This is a genomic window from Olsenella phocaeensis (assembly GCF_048189965.1).
In the GTDB taxonomy this organism is placed as follows: Bacteria; Actinomycetota; Coriobacteriia; order Coriobacteriales; family Atopobiaceae; genus Olsenella_I; species Olsenella_I phocaeensis.
In genome coordinates this window covers 104,205-124,462 of sequence record NZ_DBEZHV010000007.1, presented here as the reverse complement: position 1 = coordinate 124,462, position 20,258 = coordinate 104,205, and the positions used below count along the sequence as shown (strand labels likewise).

18 protein-coding genes are annotated in these 20,258 nt (G+C 68.4%); 6 read left to right on the top strand and 12 right to left on the bottom strand.

Annotation, left to right across the window (positions count from 1 at the left end; genetic code table 11):
* Window positions 1-54: 54 nt before the first annotated feature.
* Window positions 55-927 (bottom strand): class II fructose-1,6-bisphosphate aldolase, encoded by an 873-nt coding sequence (gene fba / locus ACMPH2_RS03845; protein WP_062530059.1) that lies wholly within the window; start codon window positions 925-927, stop codon window positions 55-57.
* A 158-nt stretch (window positions 928-1,085) separates the two neighbouring features.
* Here fba and ACMPH2_RS03840 point away from each other — a divergent pair, with 158 nt between their 5' ends.
* Both ACMPH2_RS03840 and ACMPH2_RS03835 read left to right on the top strand, forming a co-directional pair.
* The gene (locus ACMPH2_RS03840) at window positions 1,086-2,099 is read left to right on the top strand and encodes a hypothetical protein (protein WP_417118675.1); all 1,014 of its coding nucleotides are present in this window, start codon (window positions 1,086-1,088) and stop codon (window positions 2,097-2,099) included.
* Window positions 2,100-2,241: 142 nt separating this feature from the next.
* Complete coding sequence (locus ACMPH2_RS03835; RefSeq protein WP_417118674.1) at window positions 2,242-3,669, top strand: L,D-transpeptidase; 1,428 nt, start codon at window positions 2,242-2,244, stop codon at window positions 3,667-3,669.
* A gap of 79 nt (window positions 3,670-3,748) precedes the next feature.
* Here ACMPH2_RS03835 and ACMPH2_RS03830 read toward each other — a convergent pair whose 3' ends face one another.
* Complete coding sequence (locus ACMPH2_RS03830) at window positions 3,749-4,525, bottom strand: radical SAM protein (protein WP_009279479.1); 777 nt, start codon at window positions 4,523-4,525, stop codon at window positions 3,749-3,751.
* A gap of 148 nt (window positions 4,526-4,673) precedes the next feature.
* Here ACMPH2_RS03830 and ACMPH2_RS03825 point away from each other — a divergent pair, with 148 nt between their 5' ends.
* Window positions 4,674-5,708: a glycosyltransferase family 2 protein gene (locus tag ACMPH2_RS03825; RefSeq protein ID WP_417118673.1), complete on the top strand. Its 1,035-nt coding sequence runs from the start codon at window positions 4,674-4,676 to the stop codon at window positions 5,706-5,708.
* 215 nt (window positions 5,709-5,923) lie between these two features.
* Window positions 5,924-6,397, top strand: coding sequence for a MarR family winged helix-turn-helix transcriptional regulator (locus ACMPH2_RS03820; RefSeq protein WP_417118672.1), 474 nt, complete (start codon window positions 5,924-5,926; stop codon window positions 6,395-6,397).
* A gap of 75 nt (window positions 6,398-6,472) precedes the next feature.
* Here ACMPH2_RS03820 and ACMPH2_RS03815 read toward each other — a convergent pair whose 3' ends face one another.
* From ACMPH2_RS03815 to ACMPH2_RS03805, 3 genes are read right to left on the bottom strand one after another with little or no spacing between them, the layout of a single operon-like run.
* Window positions 6,473-7,483 carry an aspartate-semialdehyde dehydrogenase gene (locus ACMPH2_RS03815; RefSeq protein WP_062530047.1) on the bottom strand — a complete coding sequence of 337 codons (1,011 nt, stop codon included), beginning with the start codon at window positions 7,481-7,483 and terminating at the stop codon, window positions 6,473-6,475.
* Window positions 7,484-7,494: 11 nt separating this feature from the next.
* Window positions 7,495-8,838: an aspartate kinase gene (locus ACMPH2_RS03810; RefSeq protein ID WP_417118671.1), complete on the bottom strand. Its 1,344-nt coding sequence runs from the start codon at window positions 8,836-8,838 to the stop codon at window positions 7,495-7,497.
* A gap of 3 nt (window positions 8,839-8,841) precedes the next feature.
* Complete coding sequence (locus ACMPH2_RS03805; protein WP_417118670.1) at window positions 8,842-9,972, bottom strand: homoserine dehydrogenase; 1,131 nt, start codon at window positions 9,970-9,972, stop codon at window positions 8,842-8,844.
* 103 nt (window positions 9,973-10,075) lie between these two features.
* Here ACMPH2_RS03805 and thrC point away from each other — a divergent pair, with 103 nt between their 5' ends.
* Entirely contained in the window at window positions 10,076-11,560 is a 1,485-nt protein-coding gene (gene thrC / locus ACMPH2_RS03800; RefSeq protein ID WP_417118669.1) for a threonine synthase, read from the top strand.
* Complete coding sequence (thrB, locus tag ACMPH2_RS03795; RefSeq protein ID WP_417118668.1) at window positions 11,557-12,468, top strand: homoserine kinase; 912 nt, start codon at window positions 11,557-11,559, stop codon at window positions 12,466-12,468. Before thrC ends, thrB begins: the two co-directional genes overlap by 4 nt.
* A gap of 663 nt (window positions 12,469-13,131) precedes the next feature.
* Here the strand turns inward: thrB and ACMPH2_RS03790 are convergent.
* The 7 genes from ACMPH2_RS03790 to ACMPH2_RS03760 all read right to left on the bottom strand — a co-directional run bounded on the left by ACMPH2_RS03790 (window position 13,132) and on the right by ACMPH2_RS03760 (window position 20,138).
* Window positions 13,132-13,842, bottom strand: a complete 711-nt coding sequence (locus ACMPH2_RS03790; RefSeq protein WP_009279489.1) for an ABC transporter ATP-binding protein — start codon at window positions 13,840-13,842, stop codon at window positions 13,132-13,134.
* Window positions 13,843-14,700, bottom strand: a complete 858-nt coding sequence (locus ACMPH2_RS03785; protein WP_009279490.1) for an ABC transporter ATP-binding protein — start codon at window positions 14,698-14,700, stop codon at window positions 13,843-13,845.
* The gene (locus ACMPH2_RS03780) at window positions 14,693-15,817 is read right to left on the bottom strand and encodes a branched-chain amino acid ABC transporter permease (RefSeq protein WP_009279491.1); all 1,125 of its coding nucleotides are present in this window, start codon (window positions 15,815-15,817) and stop codon (window positions 14,693-14,695) included. Before ACMPH2_RS03780 ends, ACMPH2_RS03785 begins: the two co-directional genes overlap by 8 nt.
* 12 nt (window positions 15,818-15,829) lie before the next feature.
* Window positions 15,830-16,705, bottom strand: coding sequence for a branched-chain amino acid ABC transporter permease (locus ACMPH2_RS03775; protein WP_471752464.1), 876 nt, complete (start codon window positions 16,703-16,705; stop codon window positions 15,830-15,832).
* Between the two features lie 156 nt (window positions 16,706-16,861).
* On the bottom strand, window positions 16,862-18,064 hold the full coding sequence (locus tag ACMPH2_RS03770) for an ABC transporter substrate-binding protein (RefSeq protein ID WP_062530033.1): 1,203 nt from the start codon (window positions 18,062-18,064) through the stop codon (window positions 16,862-16,864).
* Between the two features lie 163 nt (window positions 18,065-18,227).
* Complete coding sequence (locus ACMPH2_RS03765) at window positions 18,228-18,701, bottom strand: VanZ family protein (protein WP_417118666.1); 474 nt, start codon at window positions 18,699-18,701, stop codon at window positions 18,228-18,230.
* 3 nt (window positions 18,702-18,704) lie between these two features.
* Window positions 18,705-20,138, bottom strand: coding sequence for a hypothetical protein (locus tag ACMPH2_RS03760; RefSeq protein WP_417118665.1), 1,434 nt, complete (start codon window positions 20,136-20,138; stop codon window positions 18,705-18,707).
* Window positions 20,139-20,258 lie beyond the last annotated feature (120 nt).

The window sequence follows — 20,258 nt, the reverse complement described above, 5'->3', positions numbered from 1 at the left end:
GTTCGTGCGCCTTCCCTGCCCGGTTGCGCGGGCGCGCCGGGCAGGAGCCGATGCCTACGCCCAGCCCTTGCCGTCGGAGCCGAACTCCTTCATGAGCTCGATGGTGCGGGTCTTGATGGCGTCGCGACCAGGCTTGAGGAGCTTACGGGGATCGTAGCCCTTACCCTCCTTGTCTGCACCGCTCTCGATGTACGTGCGGGTGGCCGCAGCAAAGACCAGCTGGAGATCGGTGTTGACGTTAATCTTGGAGACGCCCTCGGAGATGGCCTTCTGGATTTGGTCGACGGGGATGCCGGTGCCGCCATGAAGGACGAGCGGCAGGTCGCCCGTGAGGGCCTTGATCTCGGCAAGGCGCTCGAAGGAGAGGCCCGCCCAGTTGGCAGGATAGATGCCATGGATGTTGCCGATGCCGCACGCCAGGAAGTCGACGCCCAGGTCTGCGATCTGCTTGCACTCCTCGGGATCGGCGAGCTCGCCCTGTGAGGTCACGCCATCCTCGGTACCGCCGATGCCGCCGACCTCGGCCTCAACGGAGATGCCCTTGTTATGGGCGGCCTTGACGACCTCGGCGGTGCGCTGGAGGTTGGTCTGGAAGTCGGGCTCGTGCGAGCCATCGTACATGACCGAGGTGAAGCCCGCATCGATGCACTTGAAGACATCCTCGTAGCTACCATGATCGAGGTGCAGTGCCACAGGCACGGTGATGTTCTTGGCCTCGACAAGGTCCCTCACGATGTCGGCGACGACCTTGAAGCTGGTCTGCCACTTAGCGGCGCCGCTCGTGCACTGGATGATGACGGGAGACTGGAGCTCTTCGGCAGCATCGAGGATCGACGTTGCCCACTCGAGGTTGTTGGTGTTGAACGCACCCAGGCCGTAGTGACCCCTCTGAGCGCTCTGGAGCATGGCGGTAGCGTTGACTAGCATGGTGATACCTCCTATATGAGACACCCTGTCGAACCTACGCCCCCAATCATACCGCTCAGCTAGCCAAAATATTCGTGTAGTTGCCATGCCCGTGCGCATGGGCCCCGCGAGCTGGGTAATGCTTGTCTGGATGGACGCGTCTTCTTGGGAGGTTCTCCATGCGTGACCAGCTGAGGCAGGAAGGTGACCGTCGCGAGGACGAGGAGGGGCGCGGGGGCGTCCTGGGGGAGCTCTCGCTCTCGGCGATCGTGGCGAGTGCCCTCGCGGCGGCGACCTCGTTCGCCCTCTCGTCCAGGATCGGCCTCGCCGGCTCCATCATCGGCGTCGCCGTGGCGGCCGGCGCCAGCGCCCTGGCCACCCAGGTGTACAAGGGCATGATCAAGGCCAGCGCCCAGAAGCTCAAGGACCTCTCGTACGACCGCGACGACGATTCCGACGCTGCATGGTCCGGCGCCCCCCTCCCCGGCCACGACGGCAACACGAGCGCCATGCCCGCCGCCGTCCAGGCCCCGCCACAGGGCGAGCCCGAGCGCTCCTTCGCCGCCACGGGCACCCCCATCGCGCCCGCCAGCCTGCACAGCGCCGCTGCCCGCCAGCAGGGACGTCGCGTCGCCCGCAGGGCGGCGGTCGTCCTGGCGGCGGTCGCGGTCCTCGCCGTCCTGGCCTACGCCGCGGTGGTCAGCCTCGTCACCGCGGGACAGGGAATCGGTCCCAGCATCGACGAGGTGGCGCAATCGGTCACGAGCGAGCAGCCTGCCGCGCAGAGCGTCCAGGGCGAGAGTGACGCCACGAACTCGACCGAGGGAAACGCGTCGAGCCAGGAGGGGACGAAGTCCGAGGCGACCGGATCGACCACCACGGCTCCCTCGACCGAAGGTGGCACGTCCGCGAAGGATCCCTCCGCGGAGGCTGGCACGGGCACGTCCGGGTCCGGCACGGCGGGCACCAGCGGCAGTTCGGACTCGGGCTCGGCGGGCACCGGCTCCTCAAGCGGTGGCGCCTCCGGCAGTGGCTCCTCGGGCAGTTCTGCCAACTCCAGTGGCGGAAGCACGTCCTCGAGCGCTGGCTCCAGCGACGCCGGAGGCAGCGGCACGGGAAGCTCCAGCGCGGGCTCTTCCGCAGGCTCGGCAACAGGCAGCACGAGCGGCACCGCCGCCGGCTCGGGCAAGTAGGCCCACTCCCCGGAGGGGCGCCCCATCCGACGTCGACGCCCCGCCCCCCCTGTCAAAGGCCCCTTGCGCTAGACTCTTGAGGCGTGCTGCTCCCGCTTGGGAGCGACCCCTTCAAGCAGCCAAAACGAAGACGAGGCGGACCGTGGCGAAGCAGGCAGAAACCCCCAGCACCAAGACGGCCCAGGACGGCGTCCCCGAGGGGCCCAGGCACCGCCTCGCCCCCAAGCTCGTGGCCTGCGGCCTCGCCCTAGCCACGGTCTATGGCGGGGGCTGCGCGTACTTCTCGACCCACTTCACGCCGGGCACCACGGTGAACGGGCAGGACGTCTCGCTCATGACCAAGGAGGCGCTCTCGGCCTCGGTTGCGGACGCCGTGCGCGACTGGAGGCTCGAGCTCCAGGGGCCCTCCGGCTTCACGGCCCAGGTCGCGTCCGCCGACGTGGGACTCGCCGCCCGTGCGGACGACTACGCGGCCGACGCGTTCCGGAAGGCGGACGCGCGCGCCTGGCCCCTTGACCTCCTCTCCCGCCGCGTGATCTTCCAGGAGGACGGCGTGACCCTGGACGAGGCGAGTCTCCGCGACGCCCTCCAACCGGCGGTCGAGGCCTACAACCAGTCCGCCACGGCGCCGACCAGCGCCAGCTCCTCCTTCGACGCCGACGCGGGGGAGTTCAGGGTGACGGACGAGGTGCCGGGCACCATGCTCGACCTCGACCGCGTCGTCGCCAGCGCGTCGACGGCCGCAAAGTCGCTCCAGCGCAAGCTCGTCCTGGGCGACGCGGAGCTCGTCCAGCCAGCGGTCAGACATGACGACGAGCGGCTCGCGGCGGCGACCAAGAAGGCCAACGACGCGCTCGCCCTCTCCATCCCGCTCACGCGCGACGGCAGGGAGGTCGCGCGCGTGGACGAGTCGCTCAGCGCGTCCTGGCTCGTCGTGGGAGACGACCTCGCCCTCGGCGCGGACGGCGACGCCATAGGCAACTGGATCAACTCGGTGCTCGCGGCCAGCGTGGACTACTCCGACGAGGTCAACGACTACGCGGTGGACGACGCGAGCCTCGCCGAGTCCATCTACAACGCCCTCCTGGGCCAGCGCTCCGACCCCATAGAGATCCCCCTGCAGGTCGTAGGCTCGCGCCCGGCCGAGAGCGAGGGCGCGCGCGAGCGCGGACGGCACATCGACATCAACCTCTCCACCCAGTACGCGCGCTTCTACGACGCGAACGGAAGGGTCATATGGAGGTCGTACATCGTGTCGGGCAACACCTCGGAGGGTCGCACCACGCCAACGGGCACCTACGCCATCAACTCGAACATGGCCCGCGACACGGTGCTGGTGGGAGCCGACGAGGACCACGACGGCGAGCCCGACTACAGGAGCAACGTGTCGTACTGGATGCCCTTCATCGGCAACTCGGTGGGCCTCCACGACGCGACCTGGCGCTACAGCTTCGGCGGGTCGATCTACAGCTACGCCGGCAGCCACGGCTGCGTGAACCTCCCCTACCAGGACGCGAAGGCCCTCTGGGACCTAGTCCGCGTGGGGGACAAGGTGGTCGTGCACTGGTAGACGACACGTCGCTGCCGGCCTGCGCCAGCGCGTCCCGCCGGCGAGCGGTCGGCACGCCGCGCTGGCGCGGTTCGCGCGACTAGTACGAGACGCTGCACTCCAGGCCGAGCGCCCGCACCCGGGCCGCGATGGAGTCGAGCGCCTCCGGACTGGCCTTCCTGAGACCCTGGAAGGGCGTGTCGCGCGCGATGGTGTAGACCATCACCGCCTCGGGGCGAATCCGTGCGAGCGCCTCAAGCCAAGGTCCGACGTAGGCCTCACCCGTGTTGTCCACGCTCCTGCCGTCGAGCTCCCCGCCCAGGAACATGCTCTGGACCATCACCCTGCCGCCGAAAGCCGCCAGCGCGTCCACCACGCGGCCCACGTCGTAGCCGCCGACGGGCCGGTCCACCCTCCGGATGAAGTCCCCGTCCACCGTGTCCAGCTTGAGGATGTTGTCGTCCACGCGCAGGAGCGCGTCGCGCACGGCCGGCACGTGGGCCATGGTGGCGTTGGAGAGCACCGCCACCCGCGCCTTGGGGCAGAGCTCGTCCCTAAGCGAGAGGACCGCATCCACGACCTCGGGAAACTCTGGGTTGGCCGTGGGCTCCCCGTTGCCCGCGAGGGTAATCACGTCGGGGGGCTCGCCCGCCGCGGACATGTCGCGCAGGCGTGCGCCCAACGCCTCGGCGACCTGTGTGGCCGTGGGCCAGGGCGAGCTCGTGGGCCGCTCGTCGTTGGTGCCGTTCTCGCAGTAGACGCAGTCGAAGCTGCAGCGCTTGCCGTCCGCCGGCGCGAGGTTGACACCCAGCGAGACCCCCAGCCTTCGGCTGCGGACGGGCCCGAAGACGGGGCCTGGGTTCAGGTAGGTTGCCATGGCTTCTCTCCCCTCCTAACGCCGCCCGCGACCGTGCGGGCGAGCCCCATCCTAGACCAGCGAGCGCATGGAACGGGCGGCTCATGCCATAATGTCTTGAGAAATGGCACGACAGCCGCCTGTCGCAACGAATCCGGAGGGCCAACCCATGAAGAAGGTCATCACCTTCGCCATCCCCTGCTACAACTCCGCCGAATACATGGACAAGTGCATAGAGTCCATCCTCGTGGGGACCAACTACGCCGAGGACGTCCAGGTCGTCATCGTGGACGACGGGTCCACGAAGGACGACACGCTGGCCAAGGCAGAGTCCTGGCAGGAGCGCCACCCCAGCATCGTGAAGGCCGTGCACCAGGAGAACGGCGGCCATGGCATGGCCGTCCTCAAGGGCCTGGGAAACGCCGAGGGGACCTACTTCAAGGTCGTGGACTCCGACGACTGGCTGGACGCCGAGGCCTGCGCCACCCTCCTGGGCAAGGTCCGCGAGCTGGACGAGACCGGCGAGCGCGTGGACCTCATCATCAGCAACTACGTGTACGAGCACGTGGAGGACGGCAGCAGCCACGTGGTCAACTACCGCTCGGTGCTCCCCGTGGGCAGGGCCTTTGGCTGGAACGACATCCGCCACTTCAAGATGGCCCAGAACCTCCTCATGCACGCCCTCTGCTACCGCACCGACGTGCTGCGCGACGGAGGGGTGCCCATGCCGGCGCACACCTTCTACGTGGACAACATCTACGCCTACGTCCCCCTGCCGCGCTGCCGCACCCTCTACTACCTGGACGTGGACCTCTACCGCTACTTCATAGGGCGGGAGGACCAGTCGGTGAACGAGAAGGTCATGGCGGGCAGGATCGACCAGCAGGTCAAGATCACTCGCATCATGATGAGGTCCTACCACCTCTACCAGGACATCGAGTCGTACGCCCTGCGCAGCTACATGGTCAACTACTTCGTCATCATGATGATGATCTGCTCCGTCTTCTCGAAGCTCTCGGACCATGCCGACGCCATGGCGGAGCTCGACCGCCTCTGGAGCGACCTCTACGACTACGACCGGCGCATGTGGAGGCGTGCGCGCCTGGGCATCTGCGGCCTGGCCACCAACCTCCCGGGCGCCGGCGGGCGCGCGGCGACCATCGCGCTGTACCGGACCGCACAGAGGTTCATGAAGTTCAACTAGGCGAGGCACGACCAGGCCCGCACGCGACGAGTCACATGGCGGCCCGGACGGGGTGGACGACATCCCGTCCGGGCCCTTCCTTGTGTGGCGCGTGGGACTAGAGCCTTGCCGCAAGCATGGCCCTGGCGACCTCTCTGGCGCACGCCCCTCTCGCTTGGGTATACTTCCCTTGATAAATTGCGCACGATTAAGTCGTGCGGGAAGAGAGGATTGACATGGACGATACCAAGGTCACTGCCACCCAGGACGCCGCAGAGGGTGGGGAGCTCGACCCCCTGGCGCTCGAGAACCAGCTGTGCTTCCCGCTCTATGCGGCGTCGAAGGAGCTCACGCGCAGGTACAAGCCCTTCCTGGACCCCCTGGGCCTCACCTACACGCAGTACGTGACGATGATGGCCCTCTGGGAGCGGGACGGCGTCACCGTGACCGAGCTGGGACATAGGCTCTACCTCGACTCAGCCACCCTCACCCCGCTGCTGCGCCGGCTCGAGGGCCACGGCTACGTCAACCGCGCCCGCTCCAAGGCGGACGAGCGCGCCATCATCATCACCCTAACCGACGAGGGCAGGAGGCTTCGCAGGCAGGCGATGGACGTTCCCGCCTGCATCGGCGGTTGCATCAGCATGGAGCGCGAGGACCTCGTCAAGCTCAAGCACCTGGTGGAGAGGCTCCTCGCCTCCTTCAAGTAGGGCCCGCGCCCGTTCGAGCCCGCTCACGCCTCGTCGCGGCGGCACCATCCTTCGCGCCGCCGCCCAGGCCTGCCGCTAGAGCAGGAGCTCCGCGATCTGCACGGCGTTGGTCGCGGCGCCCTTGCGAATCTGGTCGCCGCAGCACCAGAGGCATAGCGAGCTCACGCCGTCAGGTGCGGAGAGGTCGCGCCTGATGCGCCCGACCCAGACCAGGTCCTGGTCGGAGCTCTGGAGCGGCATGGGATAGCGCAGCTCGGAGGGCTCGTCCACCACGAGCACCCCGGGAGCTGCCTCGAGAAGCTCCCGGGCGCGCTCGGGCGAGAGGGGCCTCTCGAACTCGACCGTGATCGACTCGGAGTGCGAGCGCATCACGGGCACGCGCACGCAGGTGCAGCTCACGCGCAGCTCGGGAAGGTGCATGATCTTGCGCCCCTCGTTCTGCATCTTCAGCTCCTCGGAGGTGTAGCCCTCCTCCTTGAAGCCGCCGATCTGGGGAATCAGGTTGGCGGCGAGCTGGTAGGCGAAGGGGTCGGTGGGCCCCATCTCGCCGCCCTGGGCGACGACACCCATCTCGCGCTCGAGCTCGCGCAGGCCCGGCATGCCCGCCCCCGACGCCGCCTGGTAGGTGCTCACGACGAGCCTCCTGATGCCGGCCTCCTGGTGCAGGGGCCAGAGGGGCACCAGGCCGATGATGGTGGCGCAGTTGGGGTTGGCGATGATGCCGTGGTGCCAGCTCACGTCGTCGGCGTTTATCTCGGGGATGACCAGGGGCACGTCCTCGTCCAGGCGGAAGGCGTGGCTGTTGTCCACGCAGGTGGCGCCCCGCCTCACGGCTTCGGGAAGGAGCTTGCGGGCGAGTTCGTCTCCCGCCGCGCCCAACACGACGTCCACGCCCTCGAAGGCCTCGGGCGTGGCCTCGCGCACCACCACCTCCTCGCCGCGGAAGCGCACGCTGCTGCCCGCGGAGCGAGCGCTCGCAAGGGGGACGAGCTCCCCCACCGGGAAGTCCCTCTCCTCGAGGCACTGGAGCATCTGGGTCCCCACGACGCCGGTCGCGCCGAGGATGGCAACTCTCTTGTCAGGCATGTCCTAACCCCCTACTGGGCAAGCTGCGGCATCTCGACCATCTCGCCGTCGACGAAGCGGTCGTAGATGCACTGGATGGCACGTTCGAAGTCGGCGTTGTTGACGCCCATGATGATCGATATCTCCTGCGAACTCTGGGTGATCATGCGGATGTTGATGCCCGCCTCACCCAGGCAGCCGAAGATGCGGCCCGAGGTGCCTGCGCGGCGGCTCATGTTGCGGCCCACGACGCTGATGAGCGCCAGGCTGTCCACCACGTTGATGCTGTCGGGCTCGAGCTCGTGTTGGAGCTCGTTGACGATGGAATAGATGCTGTCCTTCACGTCGGCGCCGTTGACCACGACGCCGAAGGAGTCGACTCCCGTGGGCACGTGCTCCACGCTCACGCCGTACTTCTCGAAGACCGAGAGCGCACGCCTGAGGTAGCCCACGTCGTTCGAGATGTGGGCGCGCTGGACATGGATGGCCATGAAGTCGCGCTTGCCAGCGATGCCCGTGATGAGGTGCTCCTTCACGTGCTCCTCGGCCGTCTCGCGGATGATGGTGCCCTTAGCGTCGGGGTCGTTGGTGTTCTTGATCTGGATGGGGATGTTGGTCTCGCGCACGGGGAAGATGGCCTCCTCCTGCAGGACCGAGGCCCCCATGTAGCTGAGCTCGCGCATCTCGTCGTAGGTGATGCGGTGGATGGAGCGAGGGTGGTCCACCACGCGCGGGTCGGCGGCGAGGAAGCCCGAGACGTCGGTCCAGTTCTCGTACACGCCGGCGTCCAGGCAGCGCGCCAGGATGGCGCCCGTGATGTCGCCGCCCCCGCGCTGGAAGAGCTTGATGCTGCCATCCACCGTGGCGCCGTAGAAGCCCGGGAGCAGGAAGCTCCCCAGACGCGTCGCGCGGTCGCGCAGGCGCATCGCCGTGCGCTCCATGTCCACGCTGCCGTCATGGTGGAAGACGATGACCTCCGCCGCGTCCACGAAGGGAAGGTCCAGGTACTCGGCCATGAGCTGGCCCGTGAACCACTCGCCGCGCGACACCACGTACTCGGGCGAGAAGCCCTTGACCTGCGCCGCGAACTCGCCGAAGCGCTCTGCGACGGGGTAGCTGAGCTCCAGCTCGTCGGCGATGTCCTGGTAGCGTGCCTGGATGTCCGAGAGGAGCGCCGTGCAGTCGACGTGATACTCGATGTGCGCGTTGACCAGCAGCAGGAGGTCGGTGACCTTGTTGTCCTGGGGGAAGCGCCTGCCCGAGGCGGAGACCACGACGAAGCGGCGCTCTGGGTCCGACCCCACGATCGACTTGACCTTGCGGAACTGCTCCGCGTCCGCGACGCTGGAGCCGCCGAACTTTGCGACCTTTATCATGCGTCAGCCCCTCGCGTCCAGCACGGCCATGAAGCTCGTCGGGTCGGCCCCGAGCACACGGTCGAGCGTCGCGCGCGCCTCCTCGGCGCTGAGGCCGCGAAGGAGGCTGACGCCAGGAGCCCACTCCTCGGAGCCCTCGGGGGCCAGGCCGCTGCGCAGCAGGTAGTCGCCCCGCAGCAGGCCGGGGTCGTAGGCGAGGTCCGCCGAGAGGTCGTAGCTAGGGCGCCGGCCATCCCTGAAGTCGAGGATATCCTGGACCATGGCGTTGCCGGTGGGAAGCGACCCCGCCCCCTGGCCGTAGAAGCCGAGCTCGCCCACGGTCTCGCCCACGAGGCTCAGCAGGTTGAAGTTGCCGGGCACGTTGGCCTCGAGGGCGCGATGGCCCAGCACCACGGGCTCGACGCTCGCGGCGAAGCGACCACCCTCCTGCACTGCGCGCCCCAGCAGCCTGAGCGAGAGCCCGCGCGACGCCAGGAGGTCGAGGTCCGCCTTCGTGAGGTTGCGGATGCCGGAGGTGGGGATGTCCGTCCTGCAGGCGCAGCCGAAGGCGACGCTCGCGGCGATGGCGGTCTTGTTGCGCACGTCGATGCCGTCGATGTCGGCCGAGGGGTCCCTCTCCGCGTACCCCAGCTCCTGGGCGCGGGCGAGGACGTCCGCGAACTCCGCGCCCTCGCGCTCCATCGCGTCCACGATGAAGTTGGTGGTCCCGTTCATGATGCCGCCTATGGAGCTGATCCGGTCGATGCGCCGGGCCTTCTCGATGCTGGCGATCCAGGGCACTCCCCCGCCGCAGGTGGCCTCGATGAGGAGGCTCGCGCGCGAGAAGCGCGCCTGGCTCGCGAACTCGTCCAAGTATGCCGCGACCACGGCCTTGTTGGAGGTGACGACGCTCTTGCCGGCAGCGAGGGCCGAGAGGATATAGCCGTGCGCCGGCTCGAGCCCTCCCATGCACTCCACGACGAGCTCGATCTGCCCGTCGCCCAAGATGTCCTCATAGTCCGAGGTCATGCGACCGTCGTCCAGGCGGCCCGGCAGCTCCAGGATCCGCGTCACCTCCACGCCGAGGTCCCTGGAGGAGAGAATCTGGTCTACCCCGCGTCCCACGACGCCGTGTCCCAGCAGCGCGACCTTCATGAGCTTCCAATCTTTCTACTGTGTGACGGTGACGGGAGGTCCCGCACCCTGCGACTATGATACTTACGAACGTTCTGCGAAACCCGAGGCTAGGAGCGCCACAGTGAGCATGTTCTATCACAGCACGCGCGGCGGCGGCGATTCCGTAACAAGCAGGCAAGCAATACTCGCAGGCATCGCGCCCGACGGAGGGCTCTACGTCTCGGACCAGCTGGGCGCCTCCGAACTCGGCGTCGAGGGCCTCGAGGCCGCCGGCTACCACGACATCGCGCGCCGCGTCCTGGCCACGCTGCTGCCCGACTTCTCGCCGGACGAGCTCGACGATTGCGTGCGCGGCGCCTACGCCCAGAACTTCGACACGCCGCTCGTGACCCCCGTCACGTCGCTGGGCGACGACTGGCTCCTCGAGCTCTGGCACGGACCCACCTGCGCCTTCAAGGACCTCGCCCTGCAGATGCTCCCCCGCCTCATGTCCCGCTCGCGCGAGGAAGACGGGCGCAGGGTCATGATCGTGACCGCCACCTCGGGCGACACGGGCAAGGCGGCGCTGGCGGGCTTCGCCGGCGTCGAGGGCACGGGGGTCACGGTCTTCTACCCCGAGGGCAAGGTGTCCGACGCCCAGCGCCTGCAGATGGTGACGCAGCGCGGGGCCAACGTGGCTGTCTGCGGCATCAGGGGCACCTTCGACGACGCCCAGACCCAGGTCAAGCGCATCTTCGCGGACGAGGGCCTGAGGGGGCGCCTCGAGCGGGAGGGCGTGGTCCTCTCCAGCGCCAACTCCATCAACGTGGGACGACTCGCCCCGCAGGTCGCCTACTACTTCAGCGCCTACGCGCAGCTTCTTGCGAGGGGTGTCATCCGCAAGGGGGACGAGCTCGACTTCGTCGTTCCCACCGGCAACTTCGGGGACGTCCTGGCGGGCTACTACGCCAAGCGCCTGGGGCTTCCCGTGGGCAGGCTCACCGTCGCCTCCAACAGCAACAGGGTCCTCTTCGACTTCCTCCGCACCGGCGTCTACGACCGCCGGCGCGACTTCGCCAAGACCATCTCGCCCTCCATGGACATCCTGGTCTCGTCCAACCTCGAGCGCATGCTCTACTACCTGACGGGGGGTGACGCCGAGCGCGTCGCCGCCCTCATGTCCCAGCTCCGCAGCGAGGGGCACTACGAGGTCACGCCTGACGAGCTCGCGCGCCTGCGCTCCGACTTCGACTGCGGCTGGGCCACAGACGACCAGACCCGCGCCGCCATCCGCGCGGCCTGGGAGGCGGACGGCGTGCTCATCGACCCCCACACCGCCGTCGCCCGCCACGTCATGGGCCAAGGCGAGAGGGGCGGCAACGTACGCGTGTGCCTCTCCACCGCGAATCCCTACAAGTTCTCGGCCGAGGTGCTGGGGGCGCTGGGACACGATGTGGAAGGGCTTGACGCCTTCGCCTGCATGGACCGGCTGCAGGAGCTCACGGGGACTGTGGCGCCGGCGCAGCTCTCGGCCCTGAGGGATGCCCCGGTGCTGCACGAGGACGCCTGCGACCAGGGCCAGATGGCCGACTTCGTGGAAACCGCCTGCCAGAGGGTCTTCGCGTGAGCGCCGCCCTCCCCCGTGGCGTGCGCGTCCGCGTGCCGGCCACCTCGGCCAACGTGGGCGTGGGCTACGACTGCCTGGGTCTGGCGCTGGACCTCATGGCCGAGTTCTGCTTCGAGCCGGCGGACGAGCTGGCCATAGACGGCTGCCCCGAGCGCTTCCGTGGCGAGGACAACCTCGCCTGGACCAGCTACCTCGAGGCCTGCCGCAGGCTCTACCAGCGTCCGCTCCCCCTGCACCTGCACATCGACTCCCCCATCCCGCTCTCGGGCGGGCTGGGCTCGAGCTCGACCTGCGTGGTGGCGGGGGTCGTGGCCGCACAGCTGCTCCATACGGGCGGGCTGGACCCGCAGGCAGCCCTGGACGTGGCCTGCGAGCTGGAGGGCCACCCGGACAACGTGGCCCCCGCGCTCTTGGGTGGGCTCGTGAGCTCGTTCGTGGACGGACGGAGCACGAGGTCGCTGCGCTTCGACGTGGCCGAGGGCCTTCGCTTCGTGGCCATCGCGCCGCCCTACGAGGTGCGCACCGCCGACGCCCGTCGCGTCATGCCCCAGAGCGTCCCCACCGAGGTCGCCGTGTGGCAGATCGGCCACTGCGTCGCCGCCGTGCACGCCCTTGCCACGGGAGACGCGGACCTGCTCTCAAGCGCCTGCCAGGACCGCCTGCACGAACCCTACCGAAGCGCGCTCATCCCCGACTACGAGCCTCTGAGGCGCACGGCGCTCGCCGCGGGGGCGGCGGCCTTCACCATCAGCGGCTCGGGCTCGACGATGCTCGCCATCTGCGACGGGGACGAGCCGGCGGGACGCGTGCTCGCCGCCGTCGAGGGCATGGTGGAGAACCGCGTCAATGGGCTCTGGGTCCGCGTGCTCCCCGCTCGGAGCCACGGCGTGGAGTGGGAGCTGGCCTAGGCTGCCAGCGGAGGCCGCCCGTCGCTCTCGCCTTGCCCTGGTGCTTCGCCCGTGGTGCGGCCGTGCGAGTCCGTGGCGAATGGCGCGCGTCCCTGCTGCGTCCGACGCGTGCAACTCGCGCACAGGCTCGCAACCACAGCGTCCGACACGTCCCGCACCGTCACGAAAGCGTCCGATGCGTACGAGCGCTTCGCGACAACGCCCGACGCGCTTGAACTCGCGACCACAACGCCCGACGCGCGCGAATATGAGACGACAACGCTCAACGCGTCTGACGACTCGATGTTTGCCCAGTTGGCGGAGACGAGAGAAACGCATTGGACGTTTTCGGCGATATTTCACGCGCACTGGACGTCGTCGATGGCCACACACACGTCGGACGCAATCGGCGGTTGCACGCGCGCGTTCGACGTTGTCGCGGTCCCGACACGCGCACGTTCGACTCTATCGGCGGTTGCACGCGCACGTTCGACGTTGTCGCGGCCCCGACGCACGCGTTGGACGTAGTAGCGGCGGGGATTCGCGCGTCGGACGTAGTCGCGCCCCCACCGCACCCGTACACGTGCGCATGCAACGCAAGCGAGCCGGGCCGCATCGCTGCGACCCGGCCCGAACCCCGCCGTAACATCCACGCGCAATCCACCCGCGTGCAAACGAGAGCGACTAACCCCCCAGATAGGCCCTCTTCACGTCGTCGTCGTGCAAGAGCGCGGCGCCCGTGCCGGTCTTGCTGATCGTGCCCGTCTCGAGCACGTAGCCGCGGTCGGCGATGGAGAGCGCCATCGAGGCGTTCTGCTCCACCAGGAGGATGGTGGTGCCCAGCTTGTTGAGCTCCTTGATGATGGAGAAGATCTCGTCCACCAGGATGGGGGCGAGGCCCATGGAGGGCTCGTCCAGCATGAGGAGGTCGGGCCTGCTCATGAGGGCGCGACCCATGGCGAGCATCTGCTGCTCGCCGCCGGACATGGTGCCCGCAGACTGCCCCACGCGCTCCCTCAGGCGCGGGAAGTGCTCATAGACGACCTCGAGGGTCTTGGCGTTCTCGTCGTCGCTCCTGGTGTAGCCGCCCATGTCGAGGTTCTCGGCCACGCTCATGCGCGTGAAGACGCGACGACCCTCGGGGCAGAGCGCCAGACCCCTCTCCACGATCTTGTGGGGCTTCACGCCCACGATGCTCTGTCCCTTGAACTCCACCTCGCCGCCCACGGGCCTGAAGAGCCCCGCGATGCAGTTGAGCGTGGAGGACTTGCCCGCCCCGTTGGCGCCGATGAGGGTGACGATCTCGCCCTCCTCGATGTCGAACGAGATGCCCCTCACCGCCTTGATGGCGCCGTAGGAGACGTGCAGGTCGCGCACGGAAAGGATCTTGGACACCTACCTCACCCCCTGCTTGCCCAGGTACGCCTCGATGACCCTTGGGTCGTTCTGGATCTCGTCGGGCGTGCCCTTCGCGATGATCTTGCCGTAGTCCAGCACGCCCACGACCTCGCAGACGCCCATGACCAGGTTCATGTCATGCTCGATGAGCAGGATGGCGATCTGGAACTCGTCGCGGATGCGCTGGATGTTCTCCATGAGCTCTTCGGTCTCGTTGGGGTTCATGCCGGCCGCGGGCTCGTCCAGGAGCAGCACCTTGGGATGCGTGCCCAGGGCGCGCAGGATCTCGAGGCGACGCTGGGCCCCGTAGGGGAGGTTGCCCGCCTGGGTCTTGGCGAAGCCCTCCATGTCGAAGATGCGCAGCAGCTCCATGGCCTGGTCGTGGAACTCCGCCTCCTGCCGCCAGTGCTTGGGCAGGCGGAAGATGTCGTCCATCAGGTGCGTGGACATGGAGTTGCCCAGGCCCACCAGGACGTTCTCCTCGACGGTCATCTGGTTGAAGAGGCGGATGTTCTGGAAGGTGCGGGCGATGCCCATCTTGTTGACCTGCACCATGGACTTGCCCGCCGTGTCGTAGCCGTCGATGAGGACGGTGCCGCGGGTGGGCTGGTACACGTTGGTGAGCAGGTTGAAGATGGTCGTCTTGCCGGCGCCGTTGGGGCCGATGATGCCCGAGATCTCGGTCCGGCCCATGGCGATGTTGAAGTCGTCCACGGCGGTGAGGCCGCCGAAGTCGATGCCCAGGTGCTCGGCCTGGAGCACGGGGATCTTGCCCATGTCGCGCTCGGGGATGAGGTTGGGCGTCTCCATCTGGACGAGGACGGAGTGCCTGCGCTTGGAGTTCGTGCTAGGCATCGGCTCGCACCTCCCCTTCCTTCGCAGAGCCTGCCTTGGGCCTGACGCCGCGGATGCGGTCGATCCAGGAGGTCAGCGAGAAGTCGTAGGTTCCCAGGAGCCCCTGGGGACGGAAGATCATGGTGATGATGAGCACCACGGCATAGACCACCATGCGGTAGTCGGCGAAGGCGCGCAGGGCTTCGGGCAGAATGGTGAGCACGGTCGCCGAGATGACGGAGCCCAGCATGGAGCCCATGCCGCCGAGGACGACCATGACCAGCACCTCGATGGACTTCATGAAGCCGAACTTGGCCGGCGCCATGACGCCGATGCAGCCGGCGTAGAGCCCGCCCGCGATGCCGGCGAAGAAGGCCGAGACCACGAAGGCGAGGGTCTTGTAGTAGGTGGTGTGGACGCCGGAGGCCTCGGCCGCGATCTCGTTGTCGCGGATGGCGAGGATGGCGCGGCCGTGGCGCGACTTCATCATCGTGTGGATGAGGAAGAGCGAGACGGCGACCACCACGAAGGTGTTGAGGAAGCTCGTGTAGCTGGGGATGCCCGTGAGGCCCTTGGCGCCGCCCGTGAGGTCGAAGCCCAGGACGCCGTCGATGTTGAGCATGACCACGCGGATGATCTCGGCGAAGCCGAGGGTGATGATGGCGAGGTAGTCGCCCTTCAGGCGCAGGGCGGGGATGCCGATGATCACGCCGCAGACGGCGGCCACGATGCCGCCGAAGAGCAGGCCGCAGGCGAAGAGGGCCGTGGCGGCGGGGCTGCCCGTGACGAAGTCGCGCGCGCCCACGCCGAAGACGGGCTGCAGGCGCATGATGAAGATGGCGCAGGAGTAGCCTCCCACCGACATGAAGCCGGCGTGGCCCAGCGGCAGCTGGCCCAGGTAGCCCGTGGCGATGTTGAGCGAGACGGCCATGATGACGTAGATGCCGATCTGCTCCAGCACCGAGGTCTGGTAGCGGCTGATGGCACCGCCGTCGATGAGCAGCTCGCCCACGACGAGGAACGCGAGCACGAGGAGGGCGTTTATGGCGTAGCGCACGGGCATGGAGAGGGGCTTCTTCTCCCCCGCCCCACCGGCCACGGTGATGACCGGCTTGGAATCGGGAACTTCCTTGACCATGGGTCGACCCCCCTACACTTTCTCGCTCATGGTGTGACCGAGGATGCCCGTGGGCTTCACGATCAGCACGATGATCAGGAGCAGGAACACCACCGCGTCCTTCCAGACAGACAGGCCGATGGCCGAGACGAAGACCTCGGCGAAGCCGACGAGCAGGCCTCCGATGACGGCGCCCGGTATGGAGCCGATGCCACCGAGCACGGCGGCGACGAAGGCCTTGGTGCCCAGCATGACGCCCATGGTGGGCGTGGCCTGCGAGTACGCCATGGAGTAGAGGACCGCGCCTATGCCGGCGAGGGCGGAGCCCATGGCGAAGGTGAACGAGATGGTGGTGTTCACGTTGATGCCCATGAGGCGGGCGGCGCCCATGTCCTCGGACACGGCACGCATGGCCTTGCCGAGCTTGGTGCGCTGGACCAGGAAGGTGAGGATGGCGGTCGAGACCGCGGTCACCGCGATGGTGAGGAGCGCCGTGGGCGAGAGCTGCAGGCTGGCGACCTCGATCGTGCTGGAGTCGATGAAGGAGAGCACCACCTTGGCGTCGGCCCCGAACACCAGCTGGGCGCCGTTCTCGAGGAAGTACGAGACGCCGATGGCGGTGATCAGGATGGAGAGGCGCGGGGCGTTGCGCAGGGGCGCGTAGGCCACCTTGTCGATGAGCACGCCCAGGAGCGTGCAGCCCACGACCGAGAGCAGCACGGCCAGGACGGGGCTGAGCCCGAGCTGGGACATCACGATCCAGGATATGTACGCACCCACCATGATGATGTCGCCATGGGCGAAGTTGAGCAGCAGGATGATGCCATACACCATCGTGTAGCCCAGGGCGACGAGTGCGTAGATGCTGCCCAGCTGCAAGCCATTGAGCACCTGCGTCAAGAACGTCACGGCAAACACTTCCTCTCTCTTGCTCCTGGGCGCCACGGCCATGCGGGGCGGGCGCCTGGTTGTGGCCCCCAGTCTAGGGGAGAGGGGCCGTCGACCTCACGGCAGGGGCGCCGGGAGACAGGCCCCCAGCGCCCCGTGCGATTCTTTGGATGGTGCCTACTCAGCCTCGATGGTGTCGAAGACCTCCTGCTTGCCGCCCTTGAAGGTGATGACCAGGGTCGGCTTGACCGGGTCGCCGCTGCCGTTGTACTTGATGGTGCCAGTCACGCCCTCGGCCTGGCCCTTGGCGATGGCGTCGATGACGGCCTGGCTGTACTCGTCGCTGCCGGCCTTCGCGCTGCCGGCCTCCTCCACCGTCTTGATGCCGTTGAGCAGGACCATGGCGGCGTCGTAGCCCAGGGCGCAGAAGTTGGTGGGCGCGCTCTTGTACTCGTCCTGGTAGGCCTTGATGAACTGCTGGACCTTCTCGTCCTGGTTCTCGCTGACGAAGGAGCAGTCGTAGAAGCAGCCCTCGAGGTCAGCCGCGGAGGCGTACTCCTCGCTGCCGCCCACGATGTTGGACCAGCCGTCGGCCCCCAGGAAGACGCCCTTGTAGCCGAGGGCGCGGGCCTGGGTGACGATCTTGCCGTCGTCCTGGTAGTAGTTGGGGGCCAGGATGGCGTCGGGGCTGGTGGCGATGATGGAGGTCAGCTGGGCGTTGAAGTCGACGTCGCCCGCGGCGTAGGCCTGCTGGGTCGTGACGGTGAGGCCCTTGGCCTGGGCCTCCTCGACGAAGGCGTTGTTCACGCCGACCTCGTAGTCGCCGCCGGAGTTGTAGATGGTGCCGACCGTCTTGTATCCCTGTTCGGCGGCGAAGTCCGCCATGAGCTTGCCCTGGTAGGGGTCGGTGATGCAGGCGCGGAAGGCATTGGATCCATAGCTGATGAAGTCGGCCGCCGTGGCGGATGCAGACACCAGGGGCATGTTGTCGGTGACGGAGGCCTGCGCCACCGCGATGGAGGGCGTGGAGGTGACGTCACCGATGATGCCCACGACGCCGTCCTCGACCATCTTGTTGTACACGTTGACGGCCTCGGTGGCGTCGCCCTTCTCGTCCTGGGTGTTGAGCTCGACCTGCTTGCCGTTGATGCCGCCGGCCGCGTTGACCTGCTTGACGTAGAGCTCGGCACCCTGCCTCACGGCGAGGCCGTACTGGGCCACGTCGCCGGAGTACGGCCCCATCAGGCCGACCTTGATGACGGAGTCGTCCGAGCCGCCCTTCTTGGAGCCACAGGCCGCAAGGATGGAAGCACCACCCAGTCCTGCAGCAGTCGCGCCAGAGAGCTTGACGAAGTCGCGCCTGGAAAAGTTCGTTGCCATGCTTCCTCCCTTGAAGATGGTCGTGTTGGCTGACAAGGCTACTGTAGGCGGACGGGTCGCAATCGCCCTCGGGGAAGTTCAAGGTTTTTATTTCTGTAACACGGGCTTCGCGCGCACGTAACGCGCCGGGCGGGCCCGGGGCGGGACGGGCCGCCAGGCGCGCCTAGGCTCGGGACGGATGCCGGCGGCACCAGAGGGCCAGGCAAGCCAAGGCGAAGCAGGCACCGCAGAAGTCGATGAGGACGTCGCGCGGCTGGCCCGCGCGTCCGGGCACGAAGCGCTGGATCGTCTCGTCCGCCACGGCCACTGCCAGCGGGTACAGCGCCGGGACGAGCCGCAGGCGCCGCGTCCTCGCGCTCGGGAGGGCGTCGAGGGCGCGGCGGGCGAGAAGGGCCAGGACCGCGTACTCGCCGAAGTGGGCGCACTTGCGCACCATGAAGGTCACCGCGTTGGCGTCGGTGATGCCGAGGGTATGGAGGAAGGGCGCCAGGAGGCTTGCCACGAGCCCGCTCTGGGCCGAGGACGCGGGCCCCGCCACGAGCGAGTTGCCCCAGACGAAGGCCGTCCAGAGGAGGACGGCGGCCACGCGGGGCGCGAGCCGGGGCTCGCGGCGACGGGCCTCCCTGAAATCGGGCACCGACTAGGCCTCGTTGGCGGCGAGCGCTGGGGCGAGGTGGCGAGGCGCGTGGGCCGATGCCCTCTCCTGGGCGTGGGGGCGCGCGGAGCGGCCGCGGAGCTTGCCCGTGGACCTGAGCTCCTGGCTGCCACCCTCGATGACCTTGAGGTAGTTCCTCGAGCTCGCGCGCGCCGACTCGGAGGAGTTCTGCGAGAACTCCTGGTCGAGGAGGTAGTCGACGTAGGTCTCGGTGTCTACGACCTCGGGATGTCCCGCCGGGGCCCTGAAGGGAATGAAGCTCGTGGGGTTCTCGAGGCCCTCGGGCTCGTCGATGGTCTCGGTGCCGCCGATGGCGTCGCCGAAGCTCGGGAGGGGTGCCACGGCCGCCACGGGCACGGACGCGATCTGGTCGATCCTCTCGCCCATGGCCTTGAGCGCCTGTTCCCAGATGTCGTCGTCGAGCTCGCGGGCGCTGCGCTGCTCGGGGTAGGCTCCCTGGTCGACCTCGGCGACGCTGTGCGCGATCCGCGCGGCGCGCGAGGGCGTGGGGGGCGCCGCCTTGCGGGAGGCACCCCGGCCCATCCAGCTGGGCACGGAGGGCAACGGGTCGTCGTCGGAGGGCTGGGCGTCCGTGCCGCCGCGCCTGGCGGTGTCCTGCACGCCCACGAGGCGCACGGAGTCGCCCATGCGCGCGTTCCACCAACCGGTCCCCACGTCTCCCACGGAGCCGTCGGCGCGCTCGATCACGGGAAGGCCCTCGAAGCGGTCCCCTCCCAGGCGCTCGGAGAGCACCTCGCGGACGCCGCGGGCGCGCTGGGCCATGCGCTCGGCGAAGCTCGCGCGGCGGACGTAGTTCTCCGCGACCTGCGTGTAGTCGGTGGCGACGTGCGCGGGACCGGACATGAAGGCGTTCCAAGCCTCCTCGTCCACCTCGGAGCGCTCGGCGTCGCGGCGGGCGGCGGCCCTGCAGGGCTCCTCGGGCTCTTCGGGCTCCTCGGCGGCATAGGCGGCCGCCTCGCCCTGACCCTGTCCGGCCCTGCGGAAGTGCTTGCCGCGCGGGAGGTCGTCCCCCTCCCCCGCGTCGTCCGACGCCGCGACATGGTCCGAGACGGGAGCGGGCGCGGGCTTGGCGATGACGGGCGCCGCCTGCTCGGAAGGTCTCGCGTCGCCCGTGCGCGGCTCGGGCTGGGTGGCGCGGACGGGCGCCCTGCGCGCGACCTCCCCCTCGGCCTGCCTGGCGAGCATGCGATGCAGGATGACGGCGCTCGTCCCCGCGGCGGCGGACGCCCCCACCACGACGCCGAGGCCAAACTGCACGACGAAGCCCAGGGTGGACTCAGGCGAGAGGAACGCCAGGTCCGACTGCGCGCTGGCCGCGAGGGCGAGGCTGGGGGCGGAGCCCATCGCCACTCCCATCAGACCTGCCACGATGGCCGGACAACGTCCCTCTCGACACATGCGGATGCACCTCCCATGCGGGCTCGGGCGCCCATGGACGGGAACGCGTGGCGGAGCAGGAGAGGCAGGCTTGGTCCAGCATCCAGGGGCTGCTGGCTCGAACAACGGCTTGCTTCGTCT